Below are 12,796 nucleotides of genomic sequence, written 5' to 3'. Positions count from 1 at the left end.
GGAGTGAGTGCAGTGACAGGGAATGTATTGAATTATTACGCTGGTGGAAATACAGCTAGAGGATTTTATAATTTATACGATGAGAATTTAAAAGGGCTAAACAGGTTATTTATTTTAAAGGGTGGTCCTGGAACCGGGAAATCTTCTTTAATCAAAGCAATAGGTCGCGAGTGGGTTGAAAAAGGATATGATATTGAATTTTTACACTGCTCTTCTGATAATAAATCGGTTGATGGTGTAATTATCCCGAAGTTAAAAGTAGGAATTGTTGATGGAACATCACCGCATGTTATTGAGCCGAAAATGCCAGGAGTTGTCGAAGAGTATATTAATTTAGGGGTTGCTTGGGACTCAGATAAATTAAGAAAGCAGAAGGTGGAAATTGAACGATTTGTTTCAGAAGCAAGCAAGGCTTTTCAAACTGCTTACGCTTGTTTTAACGAGGCACTAGTTATACATGACGAGTGGGAGAAAATATATATTAATAATATTGATTTTAATAAAGCAAATGAACTAACTGATCAGCTGATTCAGAAGTTATTTACAGATAAAGGCGGGAAACAATCGCTTGTGAAACATCGGTTTTTAGGGGCAGCTACACCGAAAGGAGCAGTTGATTTTGTTCCTAATTTAACAGAGGGATTACCACATCGTTATTTTATAAAAGGACGCCCAGGATCTGGGAAATCAACAATGCTTAAAAAATTAGCTAAGGCAGCAGAAGAAAAAGGATTTGAAGTTGAAGTATATCATTGTGGATTTGATCCAAATAGTCTTGATATGGTTATCGTAAGAGAATTAGGGTTTGCAATTTTTGATAGCACCGCACCACATGAATATTTTCCGAGCCGCGAAGGTGATGAAATTATAGATATGTATGCCTTGATTGTGACACCAGGGACAGATGAGAAGTATGCGACAGAAATTCGTGACGTGTCGATTCAATATAAAGCAAAAATGAATGAGGCGATGTCTTTCTTAGCGAAAGCGAAATCAGTTCGTGATAAATTAGAACGAATATATATTGCTGCTATGGATTTTTCAAAAGTAGATGCATATAAAGAGGAGATTCAAAAAGAGTTTGAACGAATTGCGGTTAGTGTAAAAGAAAAGAACAAGTAAAAAATAAAGGATTTTGGTAGGCTGTCGGGAATTTTCTGACAGCTATTTTAGTATGTAGTAAAATTAGGAGTATATTTGTCGAATTTCCAAGGAAATAATCAAAAAATGGAGAGGGTATGAAATGAGAGAGAAAATTAGAGTGGAGTTAGCAAGAATTGAACAAGAGAATGATGTGAAAATTTTATTTGCAGTGGAATCAGGGAGTCGTGCTTGGGGATTTCCATCGAAAGATAGTGATTATGATGTTAGATTTGTTTATATGCATCCGGTAGAGTGGTATTTATCAATTCATGATAAACGAGATGTAATTGAGTATCCGATTAGTGATGATTTAGATATAAGCGGGTGGGATATTAAAAAGGCGTTACAGTTATTCGCAAAGTCAAACCCAGCTTTACTCGAATGGATTCGATCACCGATTTTCTATTCGAAAAACTCTCATTTTCCAGAACAGCTTCAGCAAATGAGTGATAAGCACTTTGATCCAAAAGCAACGATATATCATTACTTACATATGGCTTCAAAAAATTATCGTGAATTTTTGCAAGGTGAGGACGTAAAATTGAAAAAATACTTTTATGTATTGCGTCCGATTTTAGCTTGTAAGTGGCTAGAGGAGAAAACAACTTTACCACCTGTAGAATTCGATCGATTGATTACAGAATTATCGTTAGAACGTAGCGTATTAGATGAAATTGAACAGTTGTTAATAAAGAAAAAGGCAGGTACTGAATTAGATGTTGGATTAAAAATTGAGGTGTTGAATCAATTTTTAGAAGAACAAATTCATTACTATCAGCAATATGTAAAAGGAATTGAAAAGGGATCAGGAATCGATATTGAGAGTTTAAATACATTGTTTCGAGATATGTTGTTTGAAGTATATGAAAAAGGGCACAAGTGAGTTTGTGCTCTTTTTTTATTTTGTAGGAATAAAGAAAACAGATATAGCTGCAAGAAGACCCGCGAATGAGAATAAGTAAAAATTCCATGCTAAGTCATATTGCATTGTCATAATAATACCGACAAGAATAGGACCAGCAATCGCACCAACTCGGCCAAGTCCAAGTCCCCAGCCTAAGGAGGTAGCTCGGATATGGGATGGGAAGTATTGTGTTACATATGCATTTAATATTTGAGTAATACCGACTGATCCAATTCCAGCAAGGCCGATTAAAAGATAAATGATTGTAACAGATGGTTTAATTGTTAATAGTCCAATACATATAGCTGCCATAAGATAGGAGATGCTAATAACAATTTTAGCCCCTATACGATCCGCGATTGCTCCAGCAAATAATGCACCGATAGCGGCAGTAATATTTAGCATAAGTAAAAATGATAGACTAGATCCAAGAGGGTATCCTGCTTGGCGCATCATCTGCGGTAACCAAGTGTTTAAACCGTATATTAAAAACATTCCCATTATATAAGTAATCCAAAAAAGCAGCGTCGCTTTTATGTACTCTTTTGAGAATAACGTAAGAAATCCATTTTTCTTTCGTATATTAGGTGGGGCTTGATGAGTTTCCTCTTTTGCATTGAATTCAATTTGAAAACGATTAAGGATTTGTTCCACTTCTTCTTGTCGATTACGTGATAACAAAAATTGAATGGATTCAGGTAAATAACGAATGATGAAAGGAATGAGGAGTAGTGGAATCATTCCGATGCCAAACATAATTCTCCATCCGAAATCTTCTAACATAAACATAGACAAAATAGCACCTAACACGATACCTAAAGGATAGCCAGTAAACATAAGAGCATAAATAAAAGATTGTCGCTTTTTTGGTGAATATTCAACAGTAAGTGCTGAAGCTGTTGGAATAACACCGCCTAATCCGATTCCTCCGATAAATCGAGATAAACCAAATAATTCAGGGGAAGGAGCAAGTGCAGCAAGGCCCATTGTGATGGAGAAAAGTGCTAAACAGCATATAAGCGTCCATTTTCGTCCAATTAGATCTGTAATGGTTCCAACTAGAATAGCGCCAATAAACATCCCAAATAAAGCATAGCTAGCAATTGTACCAGCGTGTGCCGGTGAAAGTGCCCAGCTTTTGTCTTCTAGGAGCTTTGGCAGAACGGCACCGTAAATACCTAAATCATATCCATCAGCTAGAATGGCTAGCCAACAAATAAAAACAACAAGTTTTGTAATAGAGCTTGAAAAGATAGTTTTTGTAGATTCTAGATGAGGTGGAGCTGAAGTTTGCATAGTATTCCCTCCTTTTATTTATAGATAAATATATTATTTTATTTGATGTTAATATTTCCCTTCTTATATCGAAGTTTATCTGAAAAGGTTTTATAACAAATAAAGAAGTTCAACAGGAATCCTGTTGAACTTCTTTATTTGTTTACTCATTATCAACTCGTTTTAACGGTTGATCTGCTGGACCTTCCATAACATCTCCCTCAATTGAAAAGCGGGAACCATGGCAAGGGCAGTCCCAAGTACAATCACCATTATTCCATTCAACTTCGCAGCCGAGATGTGTACAAGTTGTATCGACAATATGTAATTTCCCATCTTTGTCCTTATAAGCACCTGCTCGTTTCCCATTAACATGTACGACAGATCCTTCACCAACTTCAAGATCTTCTGGCTTACGTAATGCGGTTTCAATCTTTCCTTCAATTAAATGTTTCGCAACATCAATGTTCTGGGAGAGGAATGTTTTTATATCTGGATTTGCATGGAAGCGTGATGGTGCATACAGCTCCTTATAGGGATTGTGGACTTTTAGAATGGAGTCCTTCAGTAAATGAGCGGCAGCAGTTCCAGTTGTCATTCCCCATTTACGATATCCAGTTGCAACAAATATATTTGGATTTCTTTCGTTAATATGTCCGATATAAGGAAGCTTATCTAGCGTGATTAAATCTTGTGCTGACCATCTATAGGGAACTTCATCTACTCCAAACGTTGCTTCCGCAAAAGAATACAGTGCTTCGTAATGAAGCATCGTGTTTATTCCTTGTCCTGTTTTATGACTTTCTCCGCCAATTAAAATTAATTGTTCTCCATTGTTTGTTGTATAGCGTAAGGAGCGTTTTGGATCATCAATACTTAAATACATGCCACCTGGATAATCTGTTTTTGCTTTAATGGCAAGAGCATAAGAGCGTTCTGCGTACATTCGCGTAAAGAAAAAGCTATTCGCATCATAAAAAGGAAAATGTGAACAAGAGACAACATATTCACAAGTGATGCGATGTCCGCTCTTTGTAATGACTTGTGGATAATCACCCTTTTCCACATCAATAGCTGTTGTTTGTTCATAAACTTTTCCACCCATCTCTACAAACTTTTCTAAAAGTGTTTTCAAATAAAGGAGGGGATGGAATTGTCCTTGGTTTTTCATGACAAGTGCAGATTGTACTGGAATCGGAATCGATAGAGATTGAACATAGTCACAAGGTATATTTAATTTTTGATAGGCTTCATATTCTTTTGATAAACTTCTTAATCCATTATCAGTAGTTGTATATAAATATGAATCTTCATTTGAGAAATTACAGTCGATTTTATATGTTTTCACCGTCTCATTTATAAATTGTAGAGCATGATTATTTGATTCATAGTAAAGCCTCGCTTTTTCCAAACCAAAATGATTTATTAATTCATCATAAATAAGATCGTGTTGTGCTGTTACCTTTGCTGTTGTATGCCCAGTCGTTCCATTTAAAATAAGACCAGAATCAATTAAAACAACATCGATGCCTTCTTTCGCAAGTAAATAGGCAGTAGTAATACCTGTAATACCGGCACCGATAACGGCAACTTTTGTCTTTACATTTTCAGATAAAGGGGGAAAAGCAGGGATTTGAGTAGATTCAATCCAATAAGATAATGGGAATTGTGGAAATGTATCGCTTGTCATTATAGAAACCTCCCGATTTTAGAACAATTTTCCTTTTAATATTTCCATAAGATATGAAATTCATGTGTGCTGTTTTAGAGAGAGCCTATTTTTATTAAAAGAAAGATAAAATTATTTCAATATAATTTTGGTGTTGTCGGTATGAAGAGATAGGAGTTGTGCAAAGCTAGATTCAGGTGAGTTTATTTGTTGTTTACACAGAGAGTTCTTGAATAAGATAGAGTCTATAGTATGTCAGCATATATATATGCATAATGGGTAAAACCTTATAAAATCTATGTTTTTTCTTTAGTGGAATAAAGTATGATTATAAAAATATAACCAACTTTTATTACTAGGTCATAAAAGTTGTTGACAATATGGAAATTCTATTGATATGATTCATCATGTGGAAAGGTTGATAGAGAGTAAAAAGAGAAATGTTTTTCATTGATAATAAAAGCGAAAAGATAAGTGACGATAGAGTGAGTATATTTTCCTTATACATAGATGCTTTTTAATCAGCTAGTAAAATCAATCTGGAAGCAAGAATTGATATATGTAAGTTGCGCAAGACGCGGCATAAGAAAGGGGCAAAAGGATGAAGGAGCTTCATACGTTTGGGTGGTATGCAGCACGTGTATCACCACATTTGCCGAAAAAAGCATTTAAACCAGTTCCTACACGTTTATTTGGTGGACTGGCTTATTTGCTTGTGGCATTGGCGGGGTTAATATCGATTGGTGTATTTGAATTGAATGTGTGGGCGAATCTAGGAATTGCGATTGTTCTTGGATTATGTTTTGCTTCACTTGGATTTTTAGGACATGAAATTTTACATGGAACTGTTGTAAGAAAAGCATGGCTTCGTGATTTTTTAGGCGCGATAGCATTTATGCCATTATCAACTGGCCCGAAGCTTTGGAGAAAGTGGCATAATGCAACGCATCATGTTCATACACAACATGAAGAAAATGATCCAGATGCATGGCCTACACTTGAGAAACTGAAAAAGAGTAAGTTTTTAAGGTGGGTATATCGCATGCCTCTTCATGTTCGTTCATTCTTTAGTTTTCTGTCACTAACCATTCAATTTACGTTACATTCGACTCGAATGTTCTTTCATTTTATAAAGGAATTTAAGTCATCCAATCAAAAATCTGTATGGCTTCAACTTCTTTTGCCTTGGACTGTTTGGATTAGTTTATTGTTTATTATGGGACCTGGAAAATGGTTATTTGCATATGTAATTCCATTGTTAATTGCTAACTTTATTGTAATGGCATATATCGCAACAAATCATCGCTTAAATCCAATTGTTCCAGTAAATGATCCGTTAGCGAACTGTTTATCAGTAACAGTGCCGCGCTGGGTAGACGTTTTACATTTCAATTTCTCATATCATACAGAACACCATTTGTTCCCTGCTATGAGCTCTAAATACTATCCGTTAGTAAAAGAGAAAATTAAAGAAATGTGGCCGGAACGCTATCATGAGATGCCAATGACAAAAGCTTTGGCAGCGCTATGGAATACACCACGTGTGTATTATCAAGGAAGTGAATTAGTGGATCCGCATAGAGAGCATTTCTATGGTTCTTTAGGAAATGGACTAGATCCTCATAATATTTCATATCGTGAGGAACATATAGAGGAAGAAGAGAGTATTAAAAAAGTAAATCAATAAAAATTGATATATTTTGCAGTGAAAAAGCAAGCCATTTCAGGCTTGCTTTTTTTTTATAAAGAGACTTCTTTTTTATTCTTTTTGCTAAATTGAACTGAATTTGTTTCTTTTCTTTGTAATCGTTTCTCTAAAAGATTAACAAAATAAGTAAATAGAAGAACAAGTACGAGGTAATATAAACCAACGATTATGTATGTATCTAATTGTTGGAAGTTACTTGCAGCAATTGATAAACCTGATCCCCATAATTCGGACAATCCTACATATGCAACGAGAGAAGAGTCCTTTAATCCAATAATAAACTGATTTCCTAAAGGAGGAAGAGATTGACGAAATGCTTGCGGTAATACAATACGGCGCATTGCTAAAGGATAAGGCATACCTAAAGAACGAGCGGCTTCCAATTGTCCACGGTCGACAGATTGAATGGAACCGCGGAAAATTTCAGTAATATATGCACCGTTATGGATTGCTAAAGCAATTGCTCCTGCCCAAAAAGGAGTGAAGACAATAATCGATGTAATACCGAAATAGAGAATGGCAATTTGAACAATTAAAGGTGTACCACGAATAATGGCGATATATACATGAGCAATACTATTTAAAATCTTATTGTTAGAGATTCGAAAAAAAGCGAATAGTAATCCAATTAGTGAACCAAGTAATAGGGATGTTAGTGTTAATTGTAATGTGACAATAGTAGCCTTTAAGAGTGTGGGATAAGTAGACATAAAAATTTCAAACATATGTGTCACCTCATATTGTATGGATTTTGGTAGGGAATGAAATACCCCACATAAAAAGTGGGGCATAATGTATGAAACATTTGACTAGCTAATTTACTTCGTTTTTTCCTCTTCGCCGAGAATATTACGCCCAAACCATTTTTTACTGATTTTTTCATACGTACCATCTTTAATGATTTCATCTAAAGCTTTATTTACTTTCTCAACCATTTCTTTATCATCTTTACGAATAGCAATTCCCATTTCATCAAGATTTAATGGTTTTCCAGCTTCTTTTATATTTGATTTACCTTCTTTGATCATACGTAAACCAACCATTTGATCAGTGATTACTGCATCAATACGTCCAGGCTCTAAGTCCATAAGTGCAGTAATATCGCTGTCATATTCTGTGATTTGATCTGTATGTTTTGCAACAAGGTCTTTAAAGGTACTAGCCTTTACAACACCAATTTTCTTACCTTTCAAATCTTCTGGAGAAGAGATAGATGTATTCTTTTTAGCCACAAAAATTTGGGCACCAGAACGATAATAAGGATTTGAGAAACTAACAGCTTTTAAGCGCTCTTCTGTAATTGCCATACTGCCCAATATAGCATCATATTTTTTCGATTGTAGACCTTGAATTAGCGTTTCCCATGGATTTGTAATAGGAGTGGGTTTCATATTCATTTTTTTCGCAAGTGCCTCACCAATTTCCACATCAAAACCGGCAAGCTTTCCGTCATTTTCTTTATAGTTAAAAGGTTTATATAAGCCACTCATCGCATAACGAAATTCTTTTTTACCATTTGAAGAAGTAGTAGCACTTTCCTTACTACAGGCTCCTAGTATGAAGGATGTACATAATGTAATACTCGCAACAATGGTTAATAGTTTTCTTTTCATAAAACCCCTCCTATATATTGATCATACGGATGGTTTTAAGTATGTTACTGAGATATTTTATTTGGACAATTAGTTGTGCACCGTATGAATGTATTTCTTTTCATTTGAAACAGAAGTTACATTATAAAACGTTGCGTAAAAATTGTTTTGCTCGTTCATGTGATGGAGCTGAAAAGAATTGTGCTGGCGGAGCGTCCTCTACAATCTTTCCGTCATCCATAAATATGACGCGATCAGCTACATCTCTTGCGAAATTCATTTCATGAGTAACGATAACCATGGTCATTCCTTCTTCAGCAAGTTCTTTCATAACTTGCAATACTTCTCCAACAAGTTCAGGGTCTAAGGCTGAGGTAGGTTCATCAAATAGCATAATTTTAGGATTCATGGCAAGAGCTCGTGCAATGGCAATGCGCTGCTTTTGACCACCTGACAGGAGGTGGGGAGTTACATCTGCTTTATCTTGTAGACCGACTTTTTGCAAAAGCTGATTTCCAATCTCTTTTGCATTTGCTGTTTCTAATTTCTTTACATGAATAGGTGCTTCTATGATGTTTTCTAGTGAGGTCATATGGGGAAAGAGGTTAAAGTGTTGAAAAACCATACCGACATTTTCACGGACTTTGTTTAAATTTGAATGCTGTGGATCAATTCGTTCACCTTGTAAGTGAATTTCACCTTCATCGTACATTTCTAAAAAGTTAAGACAGCGAAGTAATGTACTTTTACCGGAACCACTGGCACCAATTAAAACAACAACTTCTTTTTCTTTTACTTGTAAATCAATTCCTTTTAAAACATCAAGTGAGCCAAATGATTTTACTAGATTTTGAACCTGAATCATACAAAACCCCCAGTCAAAATATATTTTACAAATGTTGCCCCTTATTTCTGTTATTAGTCATAAATTGTCAGAATCCTTTATTTTTTTCAGGTAATTTGATATTCAAAGAAATAATGGTTTTAAAAATCCCTATATCTTTCTATAACGAAAATATGGATAATAATATATAGGTAGTACTTATGTTGCTTATAAAAAGGGGGAAAGAAGAGATGAAAAAAGAAAGGAAGACATTTTCCTTTGGCTTACGTACACAACTTATGCTATTTACTACAGTTTTAGCTTTTATTACATATTCAACAAGTATATTTTTTATTTACGTGATATACGATTATTTTCAAAGTTATGTAAGTCAAACTGTTTATAATATTATCGTTATGTTATTAGGTGTAGTATGGTCTGGAATTTTAGCGTATGGAGCAGCAATCTTTTTAATTAAACCACTTCGAAAGTTGGAGGAGGCTGCAAGGAAAGCGGCCGATGGCGATATTCGTGAAGATGTCCCGTTACCAAAAACAGATGATGAGATTAAATCTTTAAGTGTTGCATTTAATATGATGCTAGGGAACTTAAGAGGTATGGTAAAAAATATTGATACTACATTTTCGTATACAAATAATCAAGTTCAGCAAATTAGAAGGCAAACAGGGGAAGCAACAAAGCAAGCACGAGGTGTGTCTGAAACTCTTGCAGAGATTTCTTCTGGCGCCGAGCAATCAGCAGCTTCCATTCAGGCGATTGTTTCTGCTGTTGATACAACAACTTCTATTGCGAGTGAAGTAGAAGAAAAAGCAAAACAGTCTGACGAGCTGTCTTTAGAAATGGTTCAAGCTTTAGGGCAAAGTACACGAGTCTTTACTTCTTTAATTCAAGGTATTCAAACATTGGCAAAAGAAAATGAAAATTCGATGCAAAATGTACAGAAATTAGAAGAACGAATGAAACAAGTAGAACATATTGTTTCTGTTGTGAGTGAGATTGCTAGTCAAACGAATTTATTAGCACTGAATGCTTCTATTGAGGCAGCTCGTGCTGGAGAGCATGGAAGGGGCTTTGCAGTTGTAGCTGAAGAAGTACGTAAACTTGCCGATGAAAGCGATCATTCTGCAAGAAATATATCGCAGTTATTACGGAATATGCAAGAAGAAGTGCAACAAGTCGCATTGAAAATGACAGAGCAAGTGAAAACGGCTAAAGAAGAGGCGAAACGTGGGGAAGCTACTGAATTAATTTTAAAAGAAATGTCATCAAGTATTATGGAAGTTGCCGATGCAACGAAGCAAATTAGTGGCTATATGAACGAACAAGTGAGTCACATTCATCAAACCGGAGCACAGACGAAGGCTGTAGCAGCAATTGCTGAGGAAACATCAGCTGGTTCACAAGAAGTAGCACGTGTGACGTTGCAACAATCTAAAAATATGGTAGTAATCGATCAATTGTTAAAGGATTTAGAAAAGCAAGCAGCAGACTTGAAACAAACAATTGAACGATTTTCAATGTAAAAAGGAAGAACAGCATTCTGTTCTTCCTTTTTACGTATGAAAGGGTGGGATACTTTGTTGAAAACGAAAAACATTGCAAGGATCATATATGGTTTTCACTTTACGCAATCTTTGAAAGTTAGGGCCGTAATAACTAGTTTGCCAATTTTTAATGTCGATATCGGGCCAATTGATAAAGCTTTCTCGTAAATCTTTAACCGAGCATATGTAACGTGCGTGGACAAGAGCAGGTGAGGAATGAGATTTGCTTTTGTGAGAAATAAATAAAGCATAAGAATAAGGAATCTACATAGAGTTCAATGAAAACAGTTGCAAACTATTCATATTTTGTTATGATAGTGTTACGAAAACGTTTGCATAAATTTCTGATGTGATGCAAAAGGAGAGAATGACTATGAAAAAGACATGGTGGAAAGAAGCGGTTGCGTATCAAATTTATCCGCGTAGCTTTATGGATTCAAATGGTGATGGTATTGGAGATTTACAAGGTATTATTGCAAAACTGGATTATTTAAAAGATTTAGGTATAGATGTAATTTGGATTTGTCCAATGTATAAGTCACCTAATGATGATAATGGCTATGACATTAGTGATTATCAAGATATCATGGATGAATTTGGTACGATGGAAGACTTTGATGCTTTACTAGATGAAGTTCATAAGCGTGATATGAAGCTTATTATTGATTTAGTTATTAATCATACGAGTGATGAACATCCATGGTTTATTGAGTCACGTTCATCTAAAGACAATCCGAAGCGTGATTGGTATATTTGGCATGATGGTAAAGATGGTGCGGAACCAAACAACTGGGAAAGTATTTTTAATGGTTCGGCATGGGAATATGATGAAGTAACAGGACAATATTATTTACACTTATTCTCGCGTAAACAACCAGATTTAAACTGGGAGAATAAAGAAATTCGCGAAGTGTTATACGATACAGTTAATTGGTGGCTTGATAAAGGAATTGATGGTTTCCGAGTGGATGCAATCAGCCATATTAAAAAAGAAGATGGTTTCAAAGATATGCCAAATCCAAAAGAACTAAAGTATGTACCATCTTTTGATAAACATATGAATGTGGATGGTATTCAACCTTTATTAGAAGAGTTAAAAGAAAATACGTTTTCTAAGTATGATATTATGACTGTTGGTGAAGCGAATGGCGTTAAGATTGAAGATGCTGAGCTTTGGGTTGGAGAAGAGCAAGGTAAGTTCAATATGGTATTCCAATTCGAACATTTAAGTTTATGGGATGCAGAAAAGAAGAAAGATCTTGATGTTGTAGGTTTGAAAAAGGTATTAACGAAATGGCAAAAAGGGTTAGAAAATAAAGGATGGAATGCTTTATATATTGAGAATCACGATAAGCCACGTATCGTTTCAACTTGGGGAGACGATAAACAATATTGGCGTGAAAGTGCAACAGCTCTTGGAGCAATGTATTTCTTTATGCACGGTACACCGTTTATTTATCAAGGACAAGAAATTGGGATGACGAACGTTCAATTCCCAAATATTGAAGATTATGATGATGTAGCAATTAAAAATTTATATCGAGAGAAAATTGCAGAGGGCGTATCAGATCAAGATATGATGGAAATTATATGGGCTTCTTGCCGCGATAATTCACGTACACCTATGCAGTGGAACGATGAGATGAATGCGGGCTTTACAACAGGTGCATCTTGGTTTGGTATGAATCCAAACTATAAAGAAATTAATGTTGAAAAGCAAAAGAATGAAGAGAACTCTATTTTCAATTTCTATAAGAAAATGATTGCCTTGAAAAAAGAGCACGATGTACTGAATTACGGTACGTATGATTTACTTTTAGAAGATGATCCGCAAATTTATGCATATACTCGTACATTAAACGATGAAAAAATCGTTGTAATTAGTAATATCTCAAAAGAGGTAGCTGTGTATAATGAAGGTTCATTTGCACTAGAACGCAAACGTTTGCTTTTGAATAACTATAAAGTTGCGGAAAATGAACAAGTAACTTCAATCACGTTAAAACCTTATGAAACAAGGGTTTATCGCATTTCATAATAAAAAAGGATGCTCTTAGAGCATCTTTTTTTATGAAAAAAAATAAATTTCTATTGCAAAGTGAAAACGCTTTTATTAA

10 protein-coding genes and 2 pseudogenes are annotated in these 12,796 nt (G+C 35.2%); 6 read left to right on the top strand and 6 right to left on the bottom strand.

Annotated elements, in window-relative coordinates; all coding sequences use genetic code 11:
- Positions 1-12 precede the first annotated feature (12 nt).
- Positions 13-1,122, top strand: coding sequence for a PRK06851 family protein (locus JDS99_RS13300; protein ID WP_199695210.1), 1,110 nt, complete (start codon positions 13-15; stop codon positions 1,120-1,122).
- A gap of 121 nt (positions 1,123-1,243) precedes the next feature.
- Entirely contained in the window at positions 1,244-2,026 is a 783-nt protein-coding gene (locus JDS99_RS13295; RefSeq protein ID WP_097889286.1) for a nucleotidyltransferase domain-containing protein, read from the top strand.
- A gap of 15 nt (positions 2,027-2,041) precedes the next feature.
- Here JDS99_RS13295 and JDS99_RS13290 read toward each other — a convergent pair whose 3' ends face one another.
- Positions 2,042-3,343, bottom strand: coding sequence for an MFS transporter (locus JDS99_RS13290; RefSeq protein ID WP_097889287.1), 1,302 nt, complete (start codon positions 3,341-3,343; stop codon positions 2,042-2,044).
- Positions 3,344-3,485: 142 nt separating this feature from the next.
- The gene (locus tag JDS99_RS13285; RefSeq protein ID WP_199695209.1) at positions 3,486-5,012 is read right to left on the bottom strand and encodes an FAD-dependent oxidoreductase; all 1,527 of its coding nucleotides are present in this window, start codon (positions 5,010-5,012) and stop codon (positions 3,486-3,488) included.
- Between the two features lie 580 nt (positions 5,013-5,592).
- Here JDS99_RS13285 and desB point away from each other — a divergent pair.
- Positions 5,593-6,678, top strand: coding sequence for a Delta(10) desaturase DesB (gene desB, locus JDS99_RS13280; RefSeq protein ID WP_064477210.1), 1,086 nt, complete (start codon positions 5,593-5,595; stop codon positions 6,676-6,678).
- 53 nt (positions 6,679-6,731) lie between these two features.
- On the opposite strand, the gene JDS99_RS13275 is transcribed toward desB, so the two are convergent.
- The 3 genes from JDS99_RS13275 to JDS99_RS13265 all read right to left on the bottom strand — a co-directional run bounded on the left by JDS99_RS13275 (position 6,732) and on the right by JDS99_RS13265 (position 9,156).
- Positions 6,732-7,424 (bottom strand): amino acid ABC transporter permease, encoded by a 693-nt coding sequence (locus tag JDS99_RS13275; RefSeq protein WP_000461606.1) that lies wholly within the window; start codon positions 7,422-7,424, stop codon positions 6,732-6,734.
- Positions 7,425-7,517: 93 nt separating this feature from the next.
- The gene (locus JDS99_RS13270) at positions 7,518-8,312 is read right to left on the bottom strand and encodes an ABC transporter substrate-binding protein (protein WP_046953749.1); all 795 of its coding nucleotides are present in this window, start codon (positions 8,310-8,312) and stop codon (positions 7,518-7,520) included.
- A gap of 121 nt (positions 8,313-8,433) precedes the next feature.
- Positions 8,434-9,156 (bottom strand): amino acid ABC transporter ATP-binding protein, encoded by a 723-nt coding sequence (locus tag JDS99_RS13265; protein ID WP_098147510.1) that lies wholly within the window; start codon positions 9,154-9,156, stop codon positions 8,434-8,436.
- 179 nt (positions 9,157-9,335) lie between these two features.
- On the opposite strand from JDS99_RS13265, the pseudogene JDS99_RS32770 reads away from it, so the two are divergent.
- Both JDS99_RS32770 and JDS99_RS13260 read left to right on the top strand, forming a co-directional pair.
- A pseudogene (locus JDS99_RS32770) lies at positions 9,336-9,716 on the top strand (HAMP domain-containing protein); the annotation flags it as partial.
- On the top strand, positions 9,708-10,658 hold the full coding sequence (locus JDS99_RS13260) for a methyl-accepting chemotaxis protein (RefSeq protein ID WP_412677814.1): 951 nt from the start codon (positions 9,708-9,710) through the stop codon (positions 10,656-10,658). The pseudogene JDS99_RS32770 and the gene JDS99_RS13260, both read left to right, overlap by 9 nt.
- A gap of 30 nt (positions 10,659-10,688) precedes the next feature.
- Here the strand turns inward: JDS99_RS13260 and JDS99_RS13255 are convergent.
- A pseudogene (locus tag JDS99_RS13255) lies at positions 10,689-10,871 on the bottom strand (BBE domain-containing protein); the annotation flags it as partial.
- Positions 10,872-11,052: 181 nt separating this feature from the next.
- Between JDS99_RS13255 and JDS99_RS13250 the strand changes: the two are divergent.
- A complete protein-coding gene (locus tag JDS99_RS13250; RefSeq protein WP_199695208.1) occupies positions 11,053-12,717 on the top strand; it encodes a glycoside hydrolase family 13 protein in 1,665 nt (554 codons plus the stop codon).
- Positions 12,718-12,796 lie beyond the last annotated feature (79 nt).

It is taken from the genome of Bacillus cereus group sp. N6, from assembly GCF_016483705.1.
In the GTDB taxonomy this organism is placed as follows: Bacteria; Bacillota; Bacilli; order Bacillales; family Bacillaceae_G; genus Bacillus_A; species Bacillus_A wiedmannii.
Note: the sequence above shows the minus strand (reverse complement) of the source record. Positions and strands in the feature narration are given on the sequence as shown.

What these genes read in the sequence shown, in the direction of transcription:
- JDS99_RS13250 (WP_199695208.1), top strand. Translation starts at nt 11,053, where the DNA reads ATGAAAAAGACATGGTGGAAAGAAGCGGTTGCGTATCAAATTTATCCG.
- JDS99_RS13290 (WP_097889287.1), bottom strand. Translation starts at nt 3,343, where the DNA reads ATGCAAACTTCAGCTCCACCTCATCTAGAATCTACAAAAACTATCTTT.
- JDS99_RS13260 (WP_412677814.1), top strand. Translation starts at nt 9,708, where the DNA reads ATGATGCTAGGGAACTTAAGAGGTATGGTAAAAAATATTGATACTACA.
- desB (WP_064477210.1), top strand. Translation starts at nt 5,593, where the DNA reads ATGAAGGAGCTTCATACGTTTGGGTGGTATGCAGCACGTGTATCACCA.
- JDS99_RS13285 (WP_199695209.1), bottom strand. Translation starts at nt 5,012, where the DNA reads ATGACAAGCGATACATTTCCACAATTCCCATTATCTTATTGGATTGAA.
- JDS99_RS13295 (WP_097889286.1), top strand. Translation starts at nt 1,244, where the DNA reads ATGAGAGAGAAAATTAGAGTGGAGTTAGCAAGAATTGAACAAGAGAAT.
- JDS99_RS13265 (WP_098147510.1), bottom strand. Translation starts at nt 9,156, where the DNA reads ATGATTCAGGTTCAAAATCTAGTAAAATCATTTGGCTCACTTGATGTT.
- JDS99_RS13275 (WP_000461606.1), bottom strand. Translation starts at nt 7,424, where the DNA reads ATGTTTGAAATTTTTATGTCTACTTATCCCACACTCTTAAAGGCTACT.
- JDS99_RS13270 (WP_046953749.1), bottom strand. Translation starts at nt 8,312, where the DNA reads ATGAAAAGAAAACTATTAACCATTGTTGCGAGTATTACATTATGTACA.